Origin of the sequence: Roseovarius nitratireducens (genome assembly GCF_002925845.1) — a bacterium.
GTDB lineage: Bacteria > Pseudomonadota > Alphaproteobacteria > Rhodobacterales > Rhodobacteraceae > Roseovarius > Roseovarius nitratireducens.
Genome location: NZ_PDNI01000046.1, coordinates 26061 through 51561, shown reverse-complemented (window position 1 = coordinate 51561; position 25501 = coordinate 26061). Strand labels below are relative to the sequence as shown.

The following is a 25501-nucleotide window of genomic DNA, read 5'->3' as shown; positions in this document are numbered from 1 at the left end:
TTTCTTTTGCCCTTGTCACCGAATTTGTCACCGGGTTTCACAATTGCAGAAAAGACCGGGCGGATCCCGCCCGGTCCTTGTCGATCGTTGAAGGCGTCACTCGGGTTCGGCGCGCTTGGCAAACAGGCAATCCTCCCGCCTGGCTGCGGCGTGGTGGAGGGCGTCCAGCCCTTCAAACATGCTGGCTATGGTGCAGCTGTCTTGCATGAGTCCGGATAGTTGCTCAGTGCTGGACGTCCGCGGCCTCATCGCGTTCGGCAGCGGTTCCCTCGAGCATCATCTCGCTTGTCTTGCCGCCGTGCCCCACCCATTCGATAACGTGAGCTTCGTCAGCCTCGAACAACTTGTCTTGCGTGGCCGCAATCAGAACAAACATACTTTCAGTCTCGGGCGAGTGGGGCAGCCTTGCAGCCTCCGCCATCTGCTCGACGGCGCGCAGCATTGCGCGCGCCTCATCCAGTCTCTCGGAGGTTCTTTCGTGATTTCGGCGGACATGGTCGGGAATGTTCGTCATTGTCTCGATCTCCAATTGTGATATTGCCACATGTGACAATAGCACAAGGATAGATAGTTGTGAAATCCGCACAAGTGCGAATGGCGCGGGGAGCGTTAAATTGGTCTCTTGCCGATCTTGCAAAAGCCTCCGGCGTTCATCGCAACACGATCTCGAATTTCGAGACCGGGCGTTATGACATGAATCCCGACAACGTGGCCAAGATCCGCGTCGCCCTCGAAGCCGCCGGGGTCGAGTTCATCGCAGAGAACGGGGGCGGCGCAGGCGTCCGGTTGCGCAAGGATACCTGAGCATCACTGGGCGGCGAGGATCGAAGCCTTGATCTTTGTCCACTTGGTTCGACTGATGATCACCACCACGCCCTTTCTCCCAGTGTTTGCTTGCTTCAACTCGGCGGTGGTCGAAGCTGGATGAGTGGCCCATTGGTTATAAACCGGGAGAACAGAGGCTCGAGGCGCGCTGAAATCACCTGTCGAGGGCGCGAAGAGAGAGCTGCCGATGACTCTTTGGCAACGCCGACGTGAGACACAGCGACCGGGACCGCTCGCCACGTCAGTCTTGGCGGCAGCAATACGCAGTGAGCCGACGCTGCAAAGTTGAGAACCTTGGTCGCCGCTCAGAACGTGACGACCCACAGCGGGCCTTCGCCCTCGGCGTGGCATAGGTCTGAATATAGCCCCTTCTTGCCGGTCGTGGTGATGTCTAACCCTTTCAGTGACACGATCATGCATGATGAAAACGCATTCATGCAGGTGCGGCAAATCCGGCGCAGAAAGTCGGCCAGCGGCCAGTCAACTCGAAAGCGGATCGGCAGCAATCACGGAAAACTTCATCCTAAGAAGGCACAAAACGCCCTATCCAGTCCGTTCCACCGATGAAATCGGTCTGATTTCCCACTTTTCTGTCAACGAAACTGAACCCTCAGGGTGCAATGCCATTGTTTTACGGGCGCCCGGTGCTGCGCCATGCTGCTGAGAACATCAGGGGTCACAGCGGGCAAGGCACAGCAAGATGAAACTCGGATTTATCGGATTGGGTAATGTCGGCGGCAAGTTGGCAGGAAGCCTGCTACGCAACGGCTTTGACCTCACGGTTCACGACCTGAACCGTGAGCTTGTCGCGGAGTTCATCGAACGTGGGGCCGCAACGGTAGACGGACCGCTTGCGCTGATGCAGGCCTGCGACGCGGTGATCACCTGCCTGCCGTCGCCGGCAGCCTCTGCCGCCGTGGTTGAAGAGATGTTACCCGCCGTCGATGACACCAAGATCTGGCTCGAAATGTCGACCACGGATGCCGAGGAGGTAAAGCGCCTCGCATCGCTGGTGGAGGCGCATGGTGGCTCGGCCATCGAATGCCCGGTCTCGGGCGGCTGTCACCGGGCGGATACCGGAAACATCTCGATCTTTGCGGGATGCGATCGCGCCACGTTCGATCGCATGTTGCCGACCCTGACGGCGCTGGGTCGCCGGGTGCTGCACACCGGCGAGATCGGCACCGCCTCGATCCTGAAGGTGATGACCAATTACCTGGCGACGGCGAACCTCCTGTCCTGCTGCGAGGCGCTGGTGACGATGAAGGCCGCCGGCATGGATCTCAACACCACGTATGAGGCGATGAAGATCTCGTCGGGGACGTCCTTCGTGCATGAAACCGAAAGCCAGTTGATCCTCAATGGCTCGCGCGATGTCTCGTTTACGATGGACCTGGTGAAAAAGGATATCGGCCTGTTCCAGAAGATCGCCGAAGCGGCGAATGTAACGCTCGAGGTCAGCCCGCTGCTTGTCAGCATCTTCGATGACGGCATCGCCCGCTACGGCGACCGCGAGTTGTCGCCCAACATCATCCGCAGGCTGGAGGATGCAACCGGCCTCAGCATTCGGGCAGAGGGTTTCCCTTCTGAACTGGTCGATGACGAGCCCGAGGAGCCCGGCTACGAGGTGTTCCCCACCGGCCGCGCCAAGCCCCTTGCCGCGGAGTGATCCGATGGAGAATCTTGCGCCAGATGCCGAGAGCGGAACAGGCTTTGCACAGGAGCGGGCCGATCTCGCGGCTGCCTTTCGCTGGACCGCGCGGATTGGCCTGCACGAGGCGGTCGCCAACCATTTCAGCCTGGCGGTGAACGAGACCGGCACCGCATTCCTGATCAACCCCAACCAGGTGCATTTCTCGCGCATCCGCGCCTCGGACCTGCTGCTGCTCGATGCCGACGATCCCGGAACGCTCGAGGGGCCGGAGGCGCCCGATCCCACGGCATGGGGGCTGCACGGGGCGATCCACCGCCATTGTCCGCACGCGCGCTGCGTGATGCACACCCATTCGATCTGGTCCACGGTGCTGGCCGGCCTCGCCGACAGCACGCTGCCGCCGATCGACCAGAACACCGCGACGTTCCATGACCGTCATGTGGTGGATACCGGATTTGGCGGTCTGGCCTTCGAGGAGGAGGGCAGGCGCTGTGCTGAATTGCTGTCCGACCCGAAGAAGAAGGTCATGGTGATGGGCAACCACGGCCTGCTCGTCATCGGCAGCGGCGTCGCGGATGCGTTCAACCGCCTCTATTACTTCGAACGCGCGGCGGAAACCTATCTACGCGCGCTTCAGACCGGGCAGCCCCTGCGGCGGCTGTCGGACGAGATCGCGGAAAAGACCGCGCGGGAACTCGAGGAGTATCCCGGGCAGGCCGAGGCACATCTGCGCGAAATCCGCGCGATCCTCGATGCCGAGGCGGACCCATACGCCACCTGAGACACCATGAAATTGCTGAAAGGATGACCAACCGATGAGCGACATCACGTTCGAATTCCAGGAAAATGGCATGGTCGTCGGGCTGCCCGGCGGCCGCGCCTATTTCAACTATTACTGGCTGCGCGATGCCTGTGTCTCCTGCATTGACCCACAGACACGCGAGCGAGTGTTCGACACGTCGGAATTGTCGTCCTCGCCGCGTGCGACCTCTGCCCATGTCGATGGCGACATGGTGGTGATCGGCTGGCAGGACGAGGCGCAGGCGAGCCACGTGCCAATCGCCCTGCTGGAAGAGGTCGCAGCCAAGGGCCGCGTCGACGATCCCGCGGATATCGCGCGCAACCTCTGGTACAACGACCACCTGCCCGACATCGTCCGCGTCAGCCAGCAGGCGGTGACCGACACGAACGAGGGACGCGCGCGGCTGAGCCGCGCCCTGATCGAGGACGGCATCGCCATCGTCAACGACATGGAGCACAGCACCGAGAGCCTGCCGCGTCTGGCAAGGGCGATCGGGCCCATCACCCCTTCGGCGGAGGGGCTGTTCTTCGATGTCCGGGTCGAGATCGATCCGACCAACCTCGCCTTCACCGCAGGCCCGCTGGAGATGCACACTGACTTGCCGGGCGAGGAAACCGCGCCGGGGGTGCAGTTTCTGCATTGTCTGGAGAACACCGTCGAGGGCGGGCTGTCGCTGTTTCTCGACGGCGCGGCCGTGGCCGAGGCGCTGCGCGCAGAGGACCCGGAGGCATTCGATCTCCTGTCCCGCCACTACATTCCGTTCTTCTACCGGCATGACAACTGGGATTACCGCGCGCATCAGCGGGTGATCGAGACCGATCTCGACGGCAACGTGACCGGCGTCACGATTTCCCAGCACCTGCAGGACAACATGGACCTGCCGCAGGAGATTCTGGACCGCTACTACCCGGCATTCCTCAAGTTCATCCGCATGATGCAGGAGGAGCGGTTTCTGATGCGCTTCCGCTCGGAGCTCGGCAATTGCGTGGTGTTCGACAACCACCGGATCGTGCATGGCCGTGAAGGCTACGTGGCCGATAGTGGCCGCCGCCACCTGCGCGGCTGCTACACTGATCGCGGCGCGCTTCGTAGCACCTACCGTGTACTGGCGCGGCAGGGCTTCACCGGCGAGACGTCTGTCGTCAAGGACCGGGCGCGCGCCTGATCCGGCAACCAGCACGGACAAGTGGGAACGGCGCGGATTGCCCCGCGCCGTTCTGTCGTTTGGGGAGCACGCCCTGTCAGGCGGCGAAGGGCGGGCGGACCTTGATTTCCATGTAATCCTCAAGCCCCTGAACACCGCCCTCGCGGCCGTTGCCGGAATGCTTGAATCCGCCAAAAGGGGATCCGTAATCGGCATCGCGCCCGTTGATATGGATGCCGCCTGCACGCAGGCGGCGTGCGACCCGCAGGGCGCGCTCCTCGCTGCCGGTCTGGATGAAGGCCGCGAGGCCATATTCGGTGTCATTGGCCAGCGCGATTGCCTCGTACTCGGTGTCGAACGGGGTGATGGTGAGCACCGGGCCAAAAATCTCCTCGCGCCAGATCACCATCTCCGGCGTGACATCGCAAAAGATCGTCGGGCGCACGAACCAGCCGGATTGCAGGGCTTCCGGCAATCTGTCGGGGCGGCCCGTTCCTCCGGTCAGAAGGCGCGCCCCCTCGTTGAGCCCTGTCTCAATCATAGTCTGCACCCGGTCATACTGGATCTCGTCGAAGAGCGGCCCGAGGTGATCGCCTTCCTGCTCGGGATCGCCCATGACTGTGGCCTCTGCGGCGGCTTGGGCCAGCTCGAGCACGCGGGGATAGACGCTGCGCTCTACCAGCATGCGGGTGGGGGCATCGCAGGATTGTCCGGAGTTGAAGAAGCACGCGGCCACACCCTCGGCCACGCGTTTCTCAAGATCGGCGTCGGCGAAGATCAGGTTCGGGGATTTGCCGCCCAGTTCCAGCGTCACCCGCTTGAAGCTGTCGGCAGCGTTGCGTGCTACCGCGCTGCCGCCACGTGTCGAGCCAGTGAAGGACATCATCGCCACGTCAGGGTGGCGCGACAGCGCCGTGCCCACCGTCGGCCCGTCGCCCTGCACGAGGTTGAAGACCCCCGCCGGATACCCGGCCTCGTGCACGATCTCGGCATAGACCTGCGCCGAGAGCGGCGTATGCTCGGACGGTTTGAGCACGCAGGTCGCCCCGGCGGCAAGCGCGGGTATCACCTTGAGCGCGATCTGGTTGATCGGCCAGTTCCACGGCGTGATCAGCCCGCAGACGCCGATCGGCTCGCGGCTCAGGATATCGCCATTGGGCAGGATCTCTTCCTCGTCCAGCCTCTCCAGCGCGGCGATGAAGGCCTCGAGGTGACCGATGCCGGCATCGGCCTGCACCGCGCGCGACATGGTGATCGGCGCGCCCATCTCGGTGGTCATGGCATGGGCCAGATCGTCCAGGCGCGCCCGCGTCACCTCGGCTAGGCGGCGCAGCAAGGCCAGACGCTCCTTCTTGGAGGTCATGGGAAACGTCTCGAAGGCGCGTTTGGCGGCCTGAACGGCGCGAACCGCATCTTCTGCGTTGCCCATGGCGACGGTGCCGATCTGACGGTTGGTGGCGGGCGAGCGTATCGGCATCGTCTCGCTCGAGGCAGGCGCGACCCAGGCCCCGTCGATGTAGAATGTGTCGAGTGTGATCATGCCGTGTCTCCTTTTGCGGCGCTTTTGGGGGGCGCTCACCCGGCGTCTTGCTGCACCATGTCGGCGGCCCGCATCGCGAGCATCAAGGTCGGGGCGTTGATGTTGCCGGATGTGATGTTGGGGAAGGCGGACGCATCGACCACCCGCAGCCCCGGCACCCCGTGAACCTGAAGCCGGGCGTTGAGCACCGAGTCATGCGGGCCGTGCCCCATGCGGCAGGTGCAAGACGGGTGATGGACGGTCGAGGCGCGGTTGCGAAAGTCGTCGAGAAGGGCCGCATCGTCCATCGTGTCGAAATCCGGAGATTTGGCAAACTCGGTCACCATCTGCAATTGCGGGCTCCGCGCGAGGGTACGGATGACCTTGCTGGCCCGCACGGCCGCGTCAAGGTCGTCATCGGTCGCAAGGGAATTGGGCTGTATGACAGGCGCATCGCGCCAGGAACCCGAGGCGATCCGCACATGCCCGCGGCTGGTCGGGCGGCAGGGTTGCGCTGAGAGCAGGTATCCTGGCTGCCGGTCAAGAACGACCCTGCCGGCGCGGTTGATCTCGTAGGAGGCCGGGTTGCAGAAGAGTTGCACATCGGGCACCGCCTGTTGTGGCGTGGACCGTACGAAGCCGCCCACCTGATTGACCGGAACAGAGAGCGCGCCCTTGCGGGTGAGCGCGTAGCGCAGCGCCGCGCGCAGCCGGCCCGAGGGGCTGCCCAGCATGTTGTTGAGCGTCGGCACACGGGCCCGGAACTGCCAGGACACCGCCAGATGATCCTGAAGCCCTTGGCCCACATGGGCCAGATCGTGCCGAACCTCGATCCCCTGCGCCTTCAAGAGGTCAGCCGGGCCGATACCCGACAGTTGCAGCAGATGCGGGCTGTTGATGGCCCCGGCGCAGAGGATGACCTCCTTGCGCGCGCGCACCCGGCGCATTTGGGTGCCCCGCATATAGGCAAGGCCGCTCACCTGCGCGCCGCTGAACTCCAACCGGGTGACATGCGCATGGGTGATGACCCGCAGATTGTCCCGGCGGGTGGCGGGCCGCAGGAATGCATCCGCCGAAGACCAGCGAAGGCCACGGCGCACGGTGCTGCGGTAGAACCCGAGACCATTGGCGCCAGGCCGATTCATGTCGTCGATCACTGCAAATCCGGCGTTGCGGCCCGCCTCGAGAAAGTTCCTCGAGAACGGATGCATCTGATCCGAGAGATTCTGCACCCAGACCGGTCCTTCGCCGGACGGCTTTGCCCGCGATGCACCCGGTGCGCGTGTCTCTATCCGGTCATAGGCATCCTCTACCGCCTGCCAGTCCCAGCCGGTCGCACCGGCCGCCGCCCAGTCATCGAAATCGCGGGGCTGACCGCGGACATAGGCCATGGCGTTGATTGAACTTGATCCCCCGATGACACGCCCCCCGCGGCCAATAGCTCTGACGACCCGACAGGCCGGTATCCGCCTCGGTCATGTAGCCCCAGTTCAGTGTCGGGTCGGAGAAGGTCATGGCATAGCCTACGGGGATCTTGATCCACATGCGTGCATCTCCGCCCCCGGCCTCGAGCAGCAGCACCTGGTGGTGGCCGTTCGCGGACAGGCGGTTGGCCATCACACAGCCTGCAGATCCTGCCCCAACGATCACGTAGTCGACTTCATCCATCTGCTCTCTCCTCCTGACCGCCGATCACATATGGGGATAGAAGCGGCACAGTCACAAACAACGACTTTCGCCGCCTAGGCCTCATATTATTTCGGTCTCAGTGAATTGCGCACGGTCGCGTCCAAGGCCATGTTGTGCCCCGAAAGGAAACGCCGGATGCGAAGACTGCCCCATGTTACCTGGCTGCGCGCGTTCGATGCTGCGGCGCGTCACAGTTCGTTCACGGCGGCCGCGGACGAGCTTCATCTGACCCCGGCAGCCGTCAGCCAGCAGATCCGGCTTCTGGAAAAGCGACTGGGGGCCGAGCTGTTCAAGCGGCTGCCAAAGGGCGTGGCGCTGACCGATGTCGGTCAAGCCTATGCACAACCGCTTCGGAAATCCTTTCTTGAGATGGAACAGGCGACCGACGGCCTGTTTCGCGGACAGCGCAAGGCGACACTTCGGGTTCGGTCGTCCATTTCGTTTGGCGCGCTGGTCCTGGCACCGCGGCTGAACGCGTTTCGCGAACGGCACCCCGAGATCGAGATCGACTTGTTCACTACGGTCTGGTCGGATCGCATGACCGACGCGGGTATCGATCTCGACATCCGCTACGGCGATGGTGACTGGCCCGAACGGAATATCTGGCCCCTCGAGGTCGATGATGCGGTAGTCGTTTGTCATCCCGACCATGCGTCATCCCTGGGCGACGGCCTCTCGATTGAAGGGCTGGCCGCCGCCAGTGTCGTCCAGGTCGTCGGATCGGAAACCGACTGGGGGCGCCTGTCTGACAAGTACGGGCTCGATTTGCCAGCGCCGGTGCATTGGATGAAGGCGGACTCGTCTCTGGTCGCCCTGCAGATCCTTACATCCGGACACGGCTCTTCCCTCATTAGCCGCAGCTTTGCCGGACATTATCTAAAAACAGGTGCGCTTATCGCACCCGTTCCCTACCAGATATCCATGCTGCAGAAGTTCTTTCTGGTTCAGTACGAGGACACGAATAAAAGTCCCGAGATTGCGGTGTTCAAGGATTGGCTTACGTCCCAGAAATTCTGAGTCTCTATCTCTTCGTCGGCATTGACCGCACAAGCAAGTTCGCGGTGACCCAACTCGTCAAGCAGCGGCGGCGCGTATTGCCCGGAATGCCGATCAGCACCTCATGGCGAAGCTTGGAAATGTCGATGGCGACCAGCAAGGTCGGCGCGCATGGCCATGACCTCTCGGCAGCCCTTCTTCCCGACGTGCTACGGCGTCCAGTTCGCAGAGCAGCCGAGGAACCGGAACACGATCATCTCCCGACCTATGCGCTTCGACATGATCTGTGAGGCGAACGGGATCGAGCACCGGTTGACCAAGCCCAATCATCCGTGGAGTTCCGAGGATCAGAAAACAGTCCGGGGGACTGTTTTCCCGAGGGACGGCCAGGTCGAGAGGATGAACCGGACGATCAAGGACGCGACGGTCAAGCGCTTCCATTACGACAGCTACGATCAGCTGCGCGCACATCTCACAGACTTCATGGCAGCCTACAATTTCGCTCCGCGTCTCAAGACCCTCGGTGGCCTCACGCCCTACGAATACATCTGCAAAATCTGGACCTCAGAGCCGGATCGATTCATCCTCGACCCGATCCACCAGATGCCGGGGCTGAACACCTAGGGATTACCGTCATGCCGTCCGAGGCCGAGACGCTCTGGACCGACTTTCTGCGCTCGCTCACCCGACGTGGCCTGCGCAGCGTGCAATTGGTGATCAGCGATGCCCATGAGGGGCTGAAGGCCGCTGCGCGCAAGGCTCTGGGAGTCGGCTGGCAACGCTGCCGCGTGGGGCTGTCGAAAAACGCGCGATCTGCTGATTCCATCTTCATGACGACATTATTTGGAGGGTGGCATGATCGGCCTTCCGGGAAGTAGCACTGGCATAGACGCGAAACCGAAACGACGCTGATCCTCAGCACGACAGAATGCGTCCAGCCGGGACGCCCGGCGAGGGCGAGATCGTCCCCGAGACTGCGGCAACGACCGCGTACACCACTTCGATCCACTCGGCCCTGAACGCAAACATGCGGCGCCCCTTGCGGCGACCGCGGAGAGAACCCCAGAGTCCGGCACGCAGAATGAAACAAGATGATCAGTCGTTGACAAAGGTGATATAGAATGTGCGCGAACACTAACGGCGGCGCGCGGTGGTGCCTACCGTTGCGCCCGCGCGTATACCCTGCCGAACGCTCCCTTGAAATGCGTTGAAAAGGGGACGAGGGTTTGGTTTCCTCGGGCCTGACCGCGTGAGCGGGACTGCCTGTTTCCGCGACGACGGGAGCGCAACCGGAAGGCTTAGCATGGATTTATTAACCCTCGAACATCATGACCGCTACCCCTATGTCCCGATCTGCGACCGGCCCGATTTCACCTGGCCGGGGGGCAGGCGCCTGGCCTTTTGCATCTGCAACAATATCGAGGTGTTCAGCTTTCTGTCGGGCCTCGGCAGCGACAGCGCGATGCCGGGGGCGGGGCAGACCACGCGCAACTATGCCTGGCGCGATTATGGCAACCGGGTGGGCATCTGGTACCTGTTCGATCTGCTGGACGAGATGGCGATGCCCGCCTCGCACAATTTCAACTCGCTGCTGTTCGACACCTGCCCGCAGATCGCGGCGCGCATCCTCGCGCGCGGAGACGAGTTCGTGGGCCACGGGCGCACCAATGGCGAGCGGCAGGACGTGCTGCCCGAGGCCGAGGAGCGGCGGCTCATCGCCGAGGCGACCGAGGCGATCACGCGCCATGCGGGGCGCGCACCGGAGGGTTGGCTCGGGCCCTACCTGGCGCAGAGTGCGGTGACGCTCGACCTGCTGCGCGAGGCGGGCTATGGCTATGTGCTCGATTGGCCGGCGGACGATCAGCCGTTCTGGATGCGCACGCGCGCCGGGCCGATCCTGTCGGTGCCCTATTCGATTGAGGTGAACGATTCGCCGGTGATGGTGTTCCGGCAGGAGGGGAGCGCGGATTTTGAGCGGATGATGATCGACCAGTTTGACGAGATGATGCTTCAGTCGGCGAAATATCCGCTGGTCTGCACGGTGGTGCTGCATCCCTTTGTGATCGGGCAGCCCTATCGGCTGCGGGCGTTGCGGCGGGCGCTGGCGCATATCGCGGCAGTGCGAGAGGAGGTGTGGATCACGACGCCAGGGGAGGTGGCGCGGCATTACGCGGGGTTGTTTCCGCCTGCCTGATGCGTGCATTCAGGGGCGGCCCTCTGCGGCGATGCGGCGGGCGGCCAGTTTCGTGGCGGCGACGATCTCGGGATAGGCGGAGCAGCGGCAGAGGTTGCCGCTGAGGTAATGGCGGATGGTGTCGTCGGAGGGGTCGGGGTCGTCTGCCAGGAGCGTTTTCACCATCATGACGAAACCGGGCGTGCAGAAGCCGCATTGAAACGCGCCTGCGTCGATGAAGGCCTGTTGGACAGGGTCGAGCGTGCCGTCGGCTCCACCCAGCCCCTCTATCGTGTCGATGCGCGTGCCCTCGGCCATGTCGGCGAGGAAGAGGCAGCCCGAGACCGCCTGACCATCGACATGGACCGTGCAGCAGCCGCACAGCCCTTGGCCGCAGCTTTCGCGTGCGCCGCGGAGGCCGAAGGCGGTGGTCAGCATGTCGATCAGGTTTTCATGCGGCTGCACCGAGGCGGTGACGGCTCTGCCGTTGAGGGTAAAACTTATATGGCGCGTGGTCATCGGGTCACCTTTAGGAGCGGTCGGCGCGGCTGGCGGATTGCATGGCGCGGAAGACGGTTTCGGGCGTGAGCGGCGTTTCCGTCACCTCGGCGCCGATGGCGTCGGAGACGGCGTTGCCGATGGCCGGGGAGAGCGCGATGCTGCTGGTCTCGCCGGCACCCTTGGCGCCGAACGGGCCGGTGCCCTGGGTGTTTTCCACGTATTCGTTGATGAAGCTGACCGGTATGTCGAGCAGGCCGGGGATCTTGTAATCGGCGAGCGATCCGTTGGTGAGCTGGCCGTCGGAGAAATCCATCTTTTCGGTCATGGTGAAGCCAAGCTGCATGATGGCCGCACCGGAGAGTTGCGCGGTCACGAGACGCGGGTTGATCGGGGTGCCGATATCGCCAACGCTGACCAGTTTCGTGACGGTGACATGGCCGGTCTCGCTGTCGACCTCGACCTCGGCCCCGCAGGCGCCGATGCCCCAGAAAGGCGTCGCCTTTTGCGATTGCCCGGTGGCCGGGTCAGGCTTTTGATAATCCGGGATGAAGCTGCCGACGCCTACGATGTTGCCCGCCTGCATCCCGTATTTCTTGCGCAGCAATTCGGAGGGTGGCACGTTGTGCCCCTCGGGAAGGCCGAGCGCGGCGGCGAGGGCGGCGGTCTTGTCGCGCACATCGGCGGCCGCCCGGCGCACCGCGTTGCCCATGTGAAAGGTCGAGCGCGATCCCAGAGTCGCCATGTCATAGGGCGTCACGTCGGTATCGGGGTTGATGACGCGAATAGAGGCGGGATCGAGCCCCAGTTCCTCGGCGACGATCTGGGCCATAACGGTGTCGGAACCCTGGCCCATATCGACGGTGCTGATATAGAGACCGCAACTGCCGTCGGCGTAGAGATTGATGATGGCGACCGATGTGGTCGGCGCGGTGATCCCTTTGAGTCCAACGGCCAGCCCGCGCCCCCTTAGGATGTGGTCCTCGCTGCGGACGAGGGGCGTCTTCCAGTCGAGAAGCTGCGCGACCCGGTCGAGGACCGGCAGAAGCGCCGCGTCAGTCATGGGCGTGCCGGTGGCCTGCGGTCGGTCCTGGCGCAGCAGGTTTCTGCGGCGAAAATCGAGCGGGTCGATCCCCAGCTCCCGCGCGATGATGTCGGTGTGGCGTTCATAGGCCCAAGCCGTCTGCGGGGCTCCGAAGCCGCGCAGCGCGCCCGCGGGGGGCCGGTTTGTGTAGACCGCCGAGGAGCGGATGGTGAGATTGTCGATGTCGTAGGGGCCCGCCGAGGTGAACCCGGCCTTTTGCGTAACACGGGGGCCGATATCGGCATAGGCGCCGCCGTTCCACACGATGTCGCAGCGCCGGGCCACGAGCCGCCCATCCTTGTCCACGCCACTCTTGATCCGGAAGGTGCAGCCGTGGCGGGTGACCATGAAGAACTGTTCTTCCATGGTGAGCGATATCTTGACCGGAAGCCGAGCCAGCATGGAGAGGGCGGTCACGAGCGCCTCGAGCTTGATGTAGAGCTTGCCGCCGAAGCCGCCGCCGAGATGGGGCACCTTCACCCGCACGCGGTTTTCGGGCCAGCCGAGAAGGCGGGCGATCTCGATGCGCACGAAGGAAGGGCTTTGCGTCGAGGTGTGGAGCGTCAGCCGGTCGTCGCGCATATCCGCCACCGCGACGAAGGGCTCCATCGGCGTGTGCATGACCGGCTGTGCCTTGAAACTGTGCTCGAAGACGTGATCGGCGCTAGCAAAGGCGGCCTCGGTGTCGCCGCGATCCAGCCTGTACTGGAGCGCGACATTGGTGTCGCGGACGCCCTTGAGGTGTTTGAGGTCCGGAAAGGTGGCCGCGGGCTTGAGCGTGTCATGCACGCGAACGTCGCTGTGGAGCGCTTCGATCTCGTTCTCGACGAACGGTAGTTCCTCGTAATCGACGTCAATAAGCTCCAGTGCCTGTTGGGCGATATGCCTGTCAGTCGCCAGCACCACGGCTACGGGCTCACCCGCGAAGCGCACCTTGCCATCCGCGAGGATCGGCTGATCGTGGAAGGCGGGGCCATAATAGGGATGCGGGATGACCGTGCGGATATCGTCGATGGTCACGACGCGGAACACGCCGGGCAGGGCGGCGGCGGCGGCGGTATCGATGGCGCGGATGCGGGCATGGGGGCGGTCGCTGCGGAGGATCTTGCCGTGCAGCATCCCCGGCAGCACGAAGTGATGGACGTATTCGGTGCGCCCGGTGACCTTGTCGCGGGATTCGAGCCGCGGGATCGACTGGCCGATGGCGTGGCTCGCTTTTGTCGCCGACATGTGCTCAGCCCTTTCCGATTTCGTTCATGCCGCGCAGGATGTGGACCTTAAGGAGGTGGACCTTGTAATCGACCGATCCGCGGCTGTCGTGTTCCATCGGCGCTTCCGCTGCGGCGGAGTCGCCTGCGCGGGCGAGCAGCATCGCGTCGGGGCGGTGCCCGCGCAGCACTTCCTCGGCCCCCCTAAGGCGCTGGGGGATGTCGACGGCGGCGCTCAGCACGAGGCGGATATCGGCGATCCGGTCGCCGTCGAAGCGTGCTGCCAGGGTAAGGCCAATTGCGGGCCAGTCATGGAGGGCGCGCGTCGTCACCTTGCGATAGGTCGCGCGCCATCCGGGCAGGCGCGGCACGCGGATTTCGGTGATGAGTTCGCCATCCGCGACGTCGGTCTCGTAGTATCCTTGGAAGAGGTCCTCGACCTTTACGCTGCGTTGGCCGGAGGGACCGTGAATGATCGCCTCTGCGCCCAGCGCCGCCCAGATCGGCGGCAGGTCAAGATGCGGATCGCCATGTGCCAGATTGCCACCGATGGTCGCAACGTTGCGCACGCGGACATTGGCGAGGTTCTTCATGGCGTTGTGGATCACAGGGAACTCGGCAGCGATGAGCGCGGAATGCTCAACCTGCGAAAGCGTGGTCATGGCGCCGATGCGGATATGGTCACCGTCCTCGCGACATCCCGTCATCGGCTCGGAAAGCCGCGACAGGCAGACCAGCCGGGTGGGATGGAACATCTGCGACTTCATCATCAGCATCAGGGCGGTTCCGCCGCCGACGGGGCGCACCGAGGGGTCATCGGGATCGAGAAACGACAGCGCCTCGGCTAACGTCCCGGGGTATTCGATGGTGAAATCTGCCATTGCTGCGATGTCGCCTCCGGTCGGTCTCGGATGTTGGTGATCCTGTTGCGACCACCCCCCTGTGTCCGCGTAGTTGATGCATGGAATTCCGTGCTTGTCAAATTTTTGGAACTGGGTGTTCTTGCGGACCCAGGCGCTCTCGAGGTGTTTTTCCTGCGGGGGATGGAGAGGCCGGGGTGGGGCGTATCGGCCTTTTGTCACGAAAGGAAAGGCGTGGTTTACGGAGGCCGCGATTCTGACGCGCGCGGGGGATCAACTTCATGCCGGGCGGGGTTCGTGGGCCGTGGGGCGAAATTTTCCCACAAGCACTCCCATTAATGGGATCAGTTCCAATTATTGCCTTATGGCTCGGCAAGCTCCTGTCGCGGCTACCGGCTGACCGAGCGTCTCACGAAGTGCCCTTCGTGAGAGAAGACTTCAGGACCGCGGGAATCCGGGTAAGCTGTGGTGGCGCAGCGGTCCGTTTCCGAGCAGGTCGGCCCGCGTGCGCGAATGCTGGATCGAACTTTGCAGGATTTGAACATGAACGACCGCTTCAAGCCGAATTCGCTGGCCGCGCGCGACGTGGCCTATGCCGTGCATCCGCAGACCAACCTTGCGGAGCATATGACATCGGGCCCCGTCATCATGGAGGGTGGCGACGGCGTTTTCGTGCGCGACGATGACGGGCGCGCCTATCTCGACGTCTCGTCGGGGCTGTGGTGCTCGTCGCTAGGCTATGCCAACGAGCGGCTGGCACGGGTGGCCTATGATCAAATGTGCAGGCTGGGCGCCTATCATACGTTTCGCCACCACTCGAACGAACCGAGTATCCTGCTTGCTGAAAAGCTCATCGAGATGGCGCCCGAGGGCATCTCGAAAGTGCTGTTCCAGTGCTCGGGCTCGGAGGCGAACGACACGGCGATCAAGCTGGTCTGGTATTATTTCGCTGCCAAGGGACAGCCGGAGAAATGCAAGATCATCGGCCGCGAGCGCGCCTATCACGGCACGACCATCGCGTCGAACAGCGTGTCGGGCAAGCGCGACATGCATGTGGATTTCAACCTGCCGCTGTCGATGTTCCGCCATACCGAGTTTCCGAATTACTTTCGTTTTCACCAAGAAGGCGAGAGCGAGGAGGATTTCGCCACGCGCATGGCCGACGCGCTCGAGAACCTCATCCTTGACGAGGGGCCTGAGACAGTCGCGGCGTTTTTCGCTGAGCCGGTGATGGGGGCAGGGGGCGCCGTGCTGCCGCCTCGCACTTATTTCGACAAGATACAGGCGGTGCTGGACCGGTATGACGTTCTGCTCGTGGCCGACGAGGTGATTTGCGGGTTCGGGCGCACCGGCAACATGTGGGGGACCGAAACCTATGGCCTCAAGCCCGACATCATGACCTGCGCGAAGGCGCTGTCGGCGGGGATGATGCCGATTTCGGCGCTGCTCATCGGCGAGCGGGTGCACGAGGCGATGCTGTCCCAGAGCGAGAAGTTGGGCAATTTTGCCCACGGGTTCACCTATTCGGGACATCCGGTGAGTTCCGCCGTCGCGCTGGAGACGCTGCGCATCTACGAGGAGATGGACGTCGCGCGTCGCACGCGGGAGGTTGGCGGCTACATGATCGAGCAATTACGCTCGCTCTACGATTACGACGTCGTCGGTGACGTGAACGGCGTGGGGCTTATCGCGGGGATCGAGCTTGTGTCGGATCGCGAGAGCCGCGCGCCGCTGGACCTGTCCTCCGGCGTCATGGCGCGGCTTGACCGCGAGGCGCGGTCGCGCGGGCTGATCCTGCGGCTGATCGGCGAGAGGCTTGCCTTTGCGCCACCGTTCATCATCACCGAGCCGGAAATCGACGAGATGATGCGCCGGTTGAGGCCATCGCTCGAGGCCGCCTTTGCCAAAGCGTGAGGCGCGGCGCGCTCAGCGGGTATCGACGGACACGAGCCGGGTCACGGTGTAGCCGTCGAGCCCCTCGGTGCCGCCTTCGCGACCGTGGCCTGACTGTGCCTCGCCACCGAACGGCGTTTCGGGAAGGGAGGCGGTCATGTGATTGACGGCGAGGTTGCCGCAGTCAAGCTCGCGGCCGAGCCGGTCGATGGTTCGGGCCGACCGGGTGAAGGCATAGGCCGCGAGGGCGTAATCGGTCGCGTTGGCGATCGTGATCGCCTCGTCGATATCCGCGACCGGGCGGATCGCCATGATCGGCCCAAAAATCTCTTCGTGCATGGCGCGGGCATCGAGCGGCACGCTGTCGAGAACCGTCAGCGGATAGAACAGGCCCGGCCCATCAATCCGCGCGCCCCCCGCCCGGAGTGTGGCGCCCCGTTCCGTGGCGTCGGAGACGAACTCCTCCATCGCCGCGACCCTGCGGGCATTGGCGAGGGGGCCGAGTTGGGTATCCTCGTTCATGCCGTTGCCCGTCACGAGGGTGGCCGCGTGCCGTAGGACCGCATCCATGAAATCGGCATGCACCGGGGCCTCGACAAGGAACCGGGTGGGCGCAACGCAGACCTGGCCCGCGTTGCGTGCCTTGGCCGCGACGCAGAGTCGGGCGGCGCGCTCGATATCGGCATCCGCGCAGATGATGACCGGGCCGTGGCCGCCAAGCTCCATGATCGTCGGTTTCATCTGCGCACCGGCAAGCGCCGCGAGGTGCTTGCCGACGGGGATCGAGCCGGTGAAGGTCACCAGCCGGATTTCTGGCCGGGCGATCAGGGCCTCCGAGATATGCGCGGGATCGCCGAACACGAGGTTGAGCACGCCGGGGGGAAGCCCGGCATCCTGAAAGGCGCGGGCCATCAGGACCGCCGTCCCCGGCGTTTCCTCGGACGGCTTGAGGATGATCGAGCAGCCCGCCGCGAGCGCGCCGCCGATCTTGCGCGCCGGTGAACTGGCGGGAAAATTCCATGGGGAAAAGGCCGCGACGGGGCCGATGGGCCGCCGCAGCACGCTGTGGGTGAGGCCCGGCGCCGCCGGGATGATGCGCCCGTAGACGCGCCGCCCCTCGTTGGCATCCCAGGCGAGGATGTCGGCGGCGCGATCCACCTCGGCGCGAGCCTGAACGATGGGCTTGCCCTGTTCGAGGGTCATGGTCGCGGCGATCTCTTCGCGGCGGTCGCGGATCAGGTCGGTGGCTCGGAGCATGATCCGGCACCGCTCGGCCGGGGGCGTGTCGCGCCAGACCGAGAAGCCGCGTGCGGCCGCTGCCACCGCGCCCGCGAGCGTGGGCGCGTCGATGGCCGGGGCGTGGCCGATGATGGACTCGGTCGCCGGATCAAATACGGGGATCGCCGCCGCGCCGCCGATCCAGCGGCCATCAATCAGCATGTCGATTTTCGGATATGTCACGGTGCGGCCTTCTCTATGCGGAGCGTTGCTAGCGGGTGTCCGGCGTGATGCCGTAGGCCGCGCGGGCGCTCTCGTCGGATATATAGTCTTCGCGCAGGTCGCGGCGGATGGCGGCGGGGTCGCGCTCCGCCACAGGGCCGTAGCCGCCGCCGCCGGGGGCGATCACGTCCACGACCCAGCCCGGTTCGAGCGTCACCGATTGCTTGCTGTTGAGGGGGGTCTCGCGGCCCTCGGGGTCGATCACCCGGACCTGTGCCGGGGCCGCGTCATCGCCACCGCAGACGCCGAAGGGCGGCGATATCGTGCGCTCGAAACAGACGGTCGCCTCAGCCCGTCCGTCGAGCACCCGCCAGCTTCGCCGCACGCCGAGGCCGCCGCGGAACTGGCCCGGACCGCCGCTGTCGTCGACGATCTCGTAGCGCTCGACCCGGAGCGGAAAGCTAAGCTCGACGATCTCGACCGGCGTGTTCATGGTGTTGGCGATGCCCGCGCAGATCGCGGTGATGCCGTCCTTGCCGGGGCGCGCGCCCATGCCGCCCTTGACCACCTCGTAGCTGACATAGCCATGCGCATTTCTCGGGTCACTGCCGCCGAAGGTGACGACGCCGGAGGTGCCTTGCGAGCAGGCCATGACGTTTCCGGGCCAGAAGGCGGCTGCGGCGCCAAAGACCATGTCGCAGACGCGGTGCGACATCTCGGTATTGGCATAGACCACCGGCGAGGGGTAGCGCGCGTTGACGACGCTGTCCTCGGGGGCGTCGATGGTGATCGCGCGCCATGCCCCGGAATTGGGGGGGATCAGGTCGTCGGGGTCGATGATCATCTTGAGCGCGCAATAGACCCCGGACGCTGTGACGGCGAGGGGCGCGTTGATCGGGCCTGCGACCGCGGGCGACGAGCCGTCGAAATCCACCCTGATTTCCGGCCCGGATTTTTGCAGCCGCATGCGGATGGGGATAGTCGCGTCGGTGGTCTCGCCGTTCTCGAGTATGCCGTCGCCGTCGAGCCAGTCCTCGAACACGGCGTCGCCATCGGGAAGGTCGGCGAGGCGCATCCGCATGAGTTGTTCCGAGTAGTCGAGAATATCCTCCATAACGGCGACCAGCAGCTCGGTGCCGTAGCGCCCGGCAAGGGCCGAAAGGCGGGTGCAGGCGCGGGCGTTGGCGGCCACCTGCGCGTTGAGATCGCCCATGCGCTCGTCGGGCGTGCGCACGTTCGCGGTAATGATGGCGTGGATGTCGCGCTGTGGCTGGCCCTTGGAATAGAGCCGCACCGGCGGCAGGCGCAGCCCCTCGCCGAAGATGCTGGTCACGGTGCCGTAGCTTCCCGGCGTGTCGCCGCCGATATCGGGCCAATGCGCCCGCAGGCAGGCAAAGCCCAGCAACCGCCCGTCATGGAAGGCGGGAGTGACGACGTTGACGTCGGGCAGATGGGTGCCGCCCTGGTAGGGGTCGTTGTGGATGAATATGTCGCCGTCGTGGATATCGCCGTCGAAGGCGCGGGCGACGGCCATGACGGCGACCGGCATGGAGCCGAGATGGACCGGCAGATCCGGGCCTTGCGCCACCATGCGCCCCCGGGCGTCGAAAATGCCGCAGGAATAATCGCCCGCCACCTTGAGCACCGGGGAAAAGGCGGTCTTGGCGAGGACGATCTTCATTTCCTCGGTCGCCTTGAGCAGGCTGTTGCGGATGATCGTGAAGGTCGCGGGATCGGCGCCCGATGTCATGGCGGGCCCCTGGGGGGATTGGTCGGTCATGTTCTGCGCTCCATGCAAATGCAGCCACGATCATCGTTGCGGGCGATCCAGCCCGGCGGAACGACGATGGTGCTGTCGTAGGATTCGATCACCGCCGGGCCGGTGAGCGTCTCGTCCGGTTGCATCCGGGCGCGGTCGTGGATGGCGCAATCGACCTCGCCGGTCCGCTCGAACCAGACCGTGCGGCGGCCCTTGAGGCTGTTGCCTCCGGTGGTGCCGTCCTGGCGAAGCTCCAGCGGCGGGAGCGCGCCGCTCACGGTGAGCCGGAGGGTCATCAGGTGAACCGGCTCGTCGGGGTTGTGATGTCCGTAGGTCTGGCGGTGGACATCGTGAAACGCTCGGGCGAGCGCATCGAGCCCGTCGCGCGTGGCCTCGGTGCCGTCGTAGGGCACGGTCAGTTCGTAGGCCTGCCGGGAATAGCGCAGCCCGGCGCTGCGCGCGACCGACCAGCGGCTTGTATCGATGCCGGTCTGTTCCAGCATGGCGCGGCCGTCGGTCTCCATCTCCTGCCAGATCGCCTCGGCCTCTGACGGGTCGAGGGTGGCGAGATCGGCATAGAGCGTCTGGGCGTAGTCGCGCCGGACATCGCTGCCGACGAGGCCGAGCGCCGAGAACCCGCCCGGGACCGGCGGGATGATCACCTCGGGCATGTCGAGTTCCTCGGCGAGGGCGGCGGCGTGCAGCGGGCCCGCGCCGCCGAAGGCGATGAGGCCGAACTGTCGCGGATCGTGGCCGCGCTCGACCGACACGATGCGCAGCGCCTCGGCCATCGAGTGGTTGACGATGCGCAGGATGGCCGCCGCCGCCTCGCGCGGGGTCTGGCCGAGAGGGGTGGCGATCCGATCGGTCAGCGCGCGGATGCTGGCCTCTTTGTCGATATCCATCTGCCCGCCCAGTAGCGACGCCGCGTCGAGATAGCCCAGCACCAGGTTGGCATCCGTGACCGTGGGTTGATCGCCGCCGCGCCCGTAGCAGGCGGGGCCGGGGGTGGCGCCCGCGCTGTGCGGGCCGACCTGCAAGGCCCCCGCGCGGTCGAGCCAGGCGATGCTGCCGCCCCCGGCGCTGACCTCGGCGAGGTCGACCACCGGCACGCGGATCGCGTGGCCGGTGCCGTGCAGCCAGCGGTTCTGGTTGCCGCTGCCGCCGACCTCGTATTCGGCGGTCGTCTCGACCTTGCCGTCGAGGATAAGGCAGGCCTTGGCGGTGGTGCCGCCCATGTCGAAGGAGAGCAGCGTGTCGCGTCCGGTCTGACGCCCCATGAGGCGGGCCGCCATGACACCGGCGGCGGGCCCCGATTCGACGATGGCGGCGGGCATGCGCAGCGCCTCGGGCACGTCGACCACGCCGCCCGCCGAGCCCATGACGCGCAGTTTCGGCAGGCCGAGCGCTTGCGTCGCCTCCTGCAGGCCGTGGAGGTAGGAGTGCAGCAGCGGGCCGACATAGGCGCAGACTGCGGTGGTGCTGGTGCGTTCGAATTCCTGCACCTCGGGGAGGATATCGCAGGAGAGATACACCTTGAGATGGGGCAGGGCGGCGCGGATCATGTTGCCCAGCGCGCGCTCGTGCGAATCGTTGAGGAACGAGAAGAGCAGCGTGATGGCGACCGCCTCGACATCCATCGCGCGCAACTGCTCGATGATGCGTTCGGCGTCGGCACTGTCCAGCGCGGTGACTACCTCGCCCCGGGCCGATATCCGTTCGTTCACCTCGAGCCTGCGGTGGCGCGGGATAAGGACCGAGGGAGGGTCCTGGAAAAGATCGTAGAGGTCGGCCCGGGCCGAGCGGCGCAGTTCCAGCACATCCCGGAAGCCCCGCGTTGTGACGAGCGCGGCGCGCGCGCCCTTTTCCTCGAGCAGGGCGTTGGTGACGACGGTGGTGGCGTGCGACAGTAGGCTGACCTCGGAGGGCACGACCTGCTGGTCGCGCAACGCGTCGCGCAGCCCCTCCATGACGCCGCGGCTGAAATCGTCCTGGGTGGTCGCGGTCTTTGCGAGCCCGATGGCCGATCCGCCCTCGTCGATCACGGCGACGTCGGTGAATGTTCCTCCGATGTCCACGCCAATCCGCCACATATGTCCGCCTCCCCACTGGATTCCCGATATGAGTATCGGCATAATTCGAACGTTCGTTCAAGAGCTAAGTTTGCGACCTTGCCGATGCGGGGCCGGGGCCGCATAGTCGCCTGGAGGAAAACGGAATGACGGCTGACATGACCCGGAAATTGCCAGGAAACGAGCGCCCTGCGTCCGCCGAGGACGAGGCGCCCGCCTATACGGAAAGCGCGCGGGCCATCCTCGACGCCGCGGAGCGGCTTTTTTCGACCAAGGGATTTTCGGCGGTCTCGATGCGCGAGATTGCCGCCGCATCGGGGCGGCATCTTGCCTCGGCGAACTATTATTTCGGATCTAAGGTTGGGCTGTTCGAAGCTGCCTTCCTGCGAAGGATCGTGCCGGTGAACGCCCGGCGGCTCGACCTCCTGGAGCGCTACCGGGCTGCCGGGCGGACCGATCTCGAAGATGTCATGGACGCCTATCTGCAACCGCTCTTCGATCCCGACGAGCCCGACCCGGCGCAGGCGGCGCGGATGATCATGCTGTTTTCCAAGCAGCTTTTGTCCAATCCCGGAGAGCATGAGTATCTTCAGGAATATTACGACGAGGTGGCGCGGGCGTTCATTGCGGCGATTCAGACGGCGCGTCCGGGGCTGACGCCCACTGCCGTCGTCTGGGGCTACAACTACATGATCGGCATTCTCGTCTTCACCCTGGCCGGGCAGGAGAATCTCGCGCGCATCCCGGCGGGTACCGCCGAATTGGTGCATGCCGACAGCTGCCCGCAAGAAACCATCGCACGGCTCAAACGCTTTATCTGCGCGGGTATCGATTCTCTCGGCTGAGCGACCAATCACACGGCATTTTCAGGATTGCATCGCCCGTTGGTGCCGCCGCGCCGGGGCGTTTCGCCTGTCCGGGGCGATGGCGGTCGATTGCGTGCTTGATTCATGAATGCGCTTGTGTACACTTGTATCCAAGATTTGATGTTGCGGAGGAGAAGCGCTTTGGTCGAGTGGGATGTCATCGTTGTAGGCGCGGGAAATGCGGCCTTTTGTGCGGCGCTTGCCGCGTCGGAATCCGGTGCGCGGGTTTTGATGCTGGAGCGCGCGCCGAAAGAGGAGAATGGCGGAAATTCCCGCTTCACGGCCGGGGCCATCCGCTTTGCCTATGACGGGGTGGATGACCTTCGGGCGATCATGCCGGACCTTACCGATGACGAGGTCGCGATGACCGATTTCGGCACCTATACGGAATCGCAGTTCTTTGATGACATGTTCCGGGTGACCGAGTTCCGCTCGGACCCGGACCTGTGCGAGGCGCTGGTGCGGCAGTCTCAGGGCACGATGCGCTGGATGCACGGGCTGGGGATCCGATTCGTGCCGATCTACGGGCGGCAGGCGTTCAAGATCGACGGCAAGTTCAAGTTCTGGGGTGGGCTGACCGTCGAGACATGGGGTGGCGGGCCCGGGCTGGTGGACCGGCTGACGGAGATCGCCACCGAGCGCGGGATCGAGATCAGGTACAACGCGCGGGTGGTGTCGCTGGTGCATGACGGGCACGCGGTCCAAGGCGTCAAGGTCAAGACCAGGACGGCCATCGAGGAGGTCCACGCCAAGACCGTCATCTTGGCTTGTGGCGGCTTCGAGTCGAATGCCGAGTGGCGTACGCGCTATCTCGGCCCCGGCTGGGAGCTGGCGCGGACGCGGGGCTCGCGATTCAATACCGGTGACGGGTTGCGGATCGCGCTGGATATCGGGGCGTCGTCGGCGGGCAACTGGTCGGGTTGTCACGCCGTTGGCTGGGACCGCAACGCCCCAGAGTTCGGCGATTTGGCGGTGGGAGATGGTTTCCAGAAACACTCCTACCCTTTCGGCATCATGGTCAACGCAAACGGGCGCCGCTTCGTGGATGAGGGGGCGGATTTCCGCAACTATACCTATGCGAAATACGGGCGGGTGATCCTGGAGCAGCCGAACCAGTTCGCCTGGCAGATATTCGATCAGAAAGTCCTTCACACCTTGCGCGACGAATACAGGATCAAGCAGGTGTCAAAGGTGACCGCGCCCACGCTGGAAGAACTGGCGGAGAAGCTGGAAGGGGTGAATGCGGCGAATTTTCTCGACGAGGTCCGCCGCTACAACGAGGCGGTGAACACGGATATCCCGTTCAATGCCAACGTCAAGGACGGGCGGTCGACCGTGGGGCTGGAGATACCCAAATCCAACTGGGCCAACACCATCGACGAGGGTCCTTTCGAAGCCTACCAGGTGGGCTGCGGGATCACGTTCACCTTTGGCGGGCTACGGATAGATCCGCAGACGGCGCAAGTGCTTGATGTCGATCTCGAGCCGATTCCGGGGCTTTACACGGCGGGCGAGATGGTCGGGGGGCTGTTCTATTTCAATTATCCCGGAGGGACCGGCCTCATGTCGGGCGCGGTGTTCGGGAAGATGGCTGGGACTGCCGCCGCCGCTGCGGTGAACGAGAAATGACGGGCCGAACAGCATGCCGTTGTCTCGGCTACCGGGAACGCGCGGACCGGTGAAGGCCAAGGAGAAAGGAGAGAAGCCGCCAGTGGCCGTGCGTTGAATGCAAAGAACAAAAATGACGAGGTCGAGCCGTGATCTCAAGTGACAGCGCGAATGGCGGTCTGCCGCCGCGCATCAGCAATAGGGAGACGATGAAATGAAGGAACTTACAACAACCTGGCTGGCATCCGCCGTTCTGGCGATGGGCGTAGCCACGACCCCTGCCTTGGCGCAGACGGAGCATCTGCGCGGGGCGCATATTTTCCCCGAAGCCTTTGTACAGAGTGGCCAGAACCTAGAGGAATGGGCCAGCCGTGTCGCCGAGCGCAGCGACGGGCGCCTGACCTACGACATCATCCATGGCGGCGCGCTGCTGAGTCTGGGCGACCATGTCGACGGTATATCGGCCGGCCTGGTGGACTTCACCAGCTTCTACCCGATCTATTTCCCTGGCGAGTTCCAGATCGAGGGGGCTTTGACCAACATCATCGACATCTGGTCAGACGAGGTGCCCGACCTGGAGGGTGTCGCGCTGATCCATGCGCAGCTCCATTCGGAGTTTCCCGAGTTCCAGGAGGAATACGCCAACCGCAACATGCGCATGATGCTGCCCTTGCCGGCGGATCCCTATGTCATCATCTGCAACCGGGAGGTTACATCCATTGATGACCTCCAGGGGCTGAAGATGCGGACCTTCGGGCGGTATTTCCCGATCCTGCAAGAGGCGCTCGGGGTGGAGCCCATCGTCGTGCCGGGCTCCGAGGCCTATCAGGCGCTGGCCACCGGACTTGTGGATTGTGTCTATTCGACGCCTGATTGGCTGCACGCGAATTCTCTGCACGAGGTCGCGCCGCACATCCTGATCCCCGGGACGGAAAAGGCGCGGCCGCAGCTCTTCGCCACCTCGGTTGTGGCGATGAACACCAACAGCTTCGAGGCGCTGCCCGAGGATATCCAGCAGATAATGGAGGAAGTCTCGGTCGAGATGACCGGCTTCATCGGGCAGGCCATGGAAGGCGTCTACGAGGCGGGGATCGAGAACCTTCTGCGTGACGGTGAGGGAACGATCAACTACATGAGCGAAGCGGATATGAAGCGCTGGGCTGCGAACACGCCCAATCAGCTTGACCGCGCTGCCGCCGATCTCAACGAGGCGGGCTATCCGGGCGACGCGATCATCAGCCGGTACCGCGATCTTTCGGCTGCCTATGTCGCTGGTGAGTGGCCAAAAGACGAGTGACGGGGCGGCGTTCGCCAATGAACGGCAGGGCGCTACGCCCTGTCGTTTTCATCACCACCTCTGCTGGCCGGCGCGCATTGGGTCCGAAATTCGCAAGCATTCGCGCCACCGCTG

Annotated in this window: 21 protein-coding genes and 2 pseudogenes; 13 read left to right on the top strand and 10 right to left on the bottom strand. The window is 64.3% G+C overall.

All coding sequences use genetic code 11. From position 1 onward, the window contains the following. Positions 1-223 precede the first annotated feature (223 nt). Entirely contained in the window at positions 224-514 is a 291-nt protein-coding gene (locus CRJ03_RS09000) for a hypothetical protein (protein WP_165375207.1), read from the bottom strand. Positions 515-573: 59 nt separating this feature from the next. On the opposite strand from CRJ03_RS09000, the gene CRJ03_RS08995 reads away from it, so the two are divergent. The 4 genes from CRJ03_RS08995 (at position 574) to CRJ03_RS08980 (ending at position 4446) form a co-directional block, all read left to right on the top strand. After that, positions 574-804 (top strand): helix-turn-helix transcriptional regulator, encoded by a 231-nt coding sequence (locus CRJ03_RS08995; RefSeq protein WP_240611518.1) that lies wholly within the window; start codon positions 574-576, stop codon positions 802-804. Positions 805-1525: 721 nt separating this feature from the next. After that, positions 1526-2494, top strand: a complete 969-nt coding sequence (locus tag CRJ03_RS08990; RefSeq protein WP_104018547.1) for an NAD(P)-dependent oxidoreductase — start codon at positions 1526-1528, stop codon at positions 2492-2494. Positions 2495-2498: 4 nt separating this feature from the next. Next, entirely contained in the window at positions 2499-3260 is a 762-nt protein-coding gene (locus tag CRJ03_RS08985; protein WP_104018546.1) for a class II aldolase and adducin N-terminal domain-containing protein, read from the top strand. A gap of 34 nt (positions 3261-3294) precedes the next feature. Then, the gene (locus tag CRJ03_RS08980) at positions 3295-4446 is read left to right on the top strand and encodes a TauD/TfdA family dioxygenase (protein ID WP_104018545.1); all 1152 of its coding nucleotides are present in this window, start codon (positions 3295-3297) and stop codon (positions 4444-4446) included. Positions 4447-4522: 76 nt separating this feature from the next. Here CRJ03_RS08980 and CRJ03_RS08975 read toward each other — a convergent pair whose 3' ends face one another. The 3 genes from CRJ03_RS08975 to CRJ03_RS20500 are packed head-to-tail and all read right to left on the bottom strand — an operon-like array spanning position 4523 to position 7612. Then, a complete protein-coding gene (locus tag CRJ03_RS08975) occupies positions 4523-5965 on the bottom strand; it encodes an aldehyde dehydrogenase family protein (RefSeq protein ID WP_104018544.1) in 1443 nt (480 codons plus the stop codon). A gap of 35 nt (positions 5966-6000) precedes the next feature. Continuing rightward, a complete protein-coding gene (locus CRJ03_RS20455) occupies positions 6001-7335 on the bottom strand; it encodes a GMC family oxidoreductase (protein WP_338066345.1) in 1335 nt (444 codons plus the stop codon). Then, a complete protein-coding gene (locus CRJ03_RS20500) occupies positions 7298-7612 on the bottom strand; it encodes an NAD(P)-binding protein (protein ID WP_338066344.1) in 315 nt (104 codons plus the stop codon). The genes CRJ03_RS20455 and CRJ03_RS20500 overlap by 38 nt, the downstream gene beginning before the upstream one ends. Before the next feature lie 129 nt (positions 7613-7741). On the opposite strand from CRJ03_RS20500, the gene CRJ03_RS08965 reads away from it, so the two are divergent. From CRJ03_RS08965 to CRJ03_RS08950, 5 genes and pseudogenes are all read left to right on the top strand, one after another. Beyond that, positions 7742-8650: a LysR substrate-binding domain-containing protein gene (locus tag CRJ03_RS08965; protein WP_104018543.1), complete on the top strand. Its 909-nt coding sequence runs from the start codon at positions 7742-7744 to the stop codon at positions 8648-8650. A gap of 44 nt (positions 8651-8694) precedes the next feature. Then, positions 8695-8919 carry a hypothetical protein gene (locus CRJ03_RS20115; protein ID WP_206018344.1) on the top strand — a complete coding sequence of 75 codons (225 nt, stop codon included), beginning with the start codon at positions 8695-8697 and terminating at the stop codon, positions 8917-8919. Then, positions 8843-9253: pseudogene (locus CRJ03_RS08960) on the top strand (integrase core domain-containing protein); the annotation flags it as partial. The gene CRJ03_RS20115 and the pseudogene CRJ03_RS08960, both read left to right, overlap by 77 nt. An 8-nt stretch (positions 9254-9261) precedes the next feature. After that, positions 9262-9438, top strand: a pseudogene (locus tag CRJ03_RS20295) (transposase); the annotation flags it as partial. A 494-nt stretch (positions 9439-9932) separates the two neighbouring features. Continuing rightward, positions 9933-10823, top strand: a complete 891-nt coding sequence (locus CRJ03_RS08950; RefSeq protein WP_104018542.1) for a polysaccharide deacetylase family protein — start codon at positions 9933-9935, stop codon at positions 10821-10823. A gap of 9 nt (positions 10824-10832) precedes the next feature. On the opposite strand, the gene CRJ03_RS08945 is transcribed toward CRJ03_RS08950, so the two are convergent. Genes CRJ03_RS08945 through CRJ03_RS08935 form a run of 3 tightly spaced genes read right to left on the bottom strand, consistent with a single transcriptional unit; the run spans position 10833 to position 14473 of the window. Next, the gene (locus tag CRJ03_RS08945; protein ID WP_104018541.1) at positions 10833-11321 is read right to left on the bottom strand and encodes a (2Fe-2S)-binding protein; all 489 of its coding nucleotides are present in this window, start codon (positions 11319-11321) and stop codon (positions 10833-10835) included. A 10-nt stretch (positions 11322-11331) separates the two neighbouring features. Then, a complete protein-coding gene (locus CRJ03_RS08940; protein ID WP_104018540.1) occupies positions 11332-13614 on the bottom strand; it encodes a xanthine dehydrogenase family protein molybdopterin-binding subunit in 2283 nt (760 codons plus the stop codon). Positions 13615-13618: 4 nt separating this feature from the next. Beyond that, positions 13619-14473 carry an FAD binding domain-containing protein gene (locus tag CRJ03_RS08935; RefSeq protein ID WP_104018539.1) on the bottom strand — a complete coding sequence of 285 codons (855 nt, stop codon included), beginning with the start codon at positions 14471-14473 and terminating at the stop codon, positions 13619-13621. Between the two features lie 522 nt (positions 14474-14995). On the opposite strand from CRJ03_RS08935, the gene CRJ03_RS08930 reads away from it, so the two are divergent. Continuing rightward, positions 14996-16366, top strand: coding sequence for an aminotransferase (locus CRJ03_RS08930; RefSeq protein WP_104018538.1), 1371 nt, complete (start codon positions 14996-14998; stop codon positions 16364-16366). Positions 16367-16378: 12 nt separating this feature from the next. Here CRJ03_RS08930 and CRJ03_RS08925 read toward each other — a convergent pair whose 3' ends face one another. From CRJ03_RS08925 to CRJ03_RS08915, 3 genes are read right to left on the bottom strand one after another with little or no spacing between them, the layout of a single operon-like run. Next, positions 16379-17806 carry an NAD-dependent succinate-semialdehyde dehydrogenase gene (locus tag CRJ03_RS08925; protein ID WP_240611621.1) on the bottom strand — a complete coding sequence of 476 codons (1428 nt, stop codon included), beginning with the start codon at positions 17804-17806 and terminating at the stop codon, positions 16379-16381. A gap of 28 nt (positions 17807-17834) precedes the next feature. Next, positions 17835-19565, bottom strand: coding sequence for a hydantoinase B/oxoprolinase family protein (locus CRJ03_RS08920; RefSeq protein ID WP_104018537.1), 1731 nt, complete (start codon positions 19563-19565; stop codon positions 17835-17837). Continuing rightward, the gene (locus tag CRJ03_RS08915; protein WP_165375287.1) at positions 19562-21637 is read right to left on the bottom strand and encodes a hydantoinase/oxoprolinase family protein; all 2076 of its coding nucleotides are present in this window, start codon (positions 21635-21637) and stop codon (positions 19562-19564) included. Before CRJ03_RS08915 ends, CRJ03_RS08920 begins: the two co-directional genes overlap by 4 nt. Positions 21638-21774: 137 nt before the next feature. Here CRJ03_RS08915 and CRJ03_RS08910 point away from each other — a divergent pair, with 137 nt between their 5' ends. The 3 genes from CRJ03_RS08910 (at position 21775) to dctP (ending at position 25387) form a co-directional block, all read left to right on the top strand. Continuing rightward, entirely contained in the window at positions 21775-22461 is a 687-nt protein-coding gene (locus CRJ03_RS08910; RefSeq protein ID WP_206018342.1) for a TetR/AcrR family transcriptional regulator, read from the top strand. Between the two features lie 162 nt (positions 22462-22623). Beyond that, the gene (gene tcuA, locus CRJ03_RS08905) at positions 22624-24111 is read left to right on the top strand and encodes an FAD-dependent tricarballylate dehydrogenase TcuA (protein WP_240611620.1); all 1488 of its coding nucleotides are present in this window, start codon (positions 22624-22626) and stop codon (positions 24109-24111) included. 193 nt (positions 24112-24304) lie between these two features. Continuing rightward, complete coding sequence (gene dctP / locus CRJ03_RS08900) at positions 24305-25387, top strand: TRAP transporter substrate-binding protein DctP (protein WP_104018533.1); 1083 nt, start codon at positions 24305-24307, stop codon at positions 25385-25387. Positions 25388-25501 lie beyond the last annotated feature (114 nt).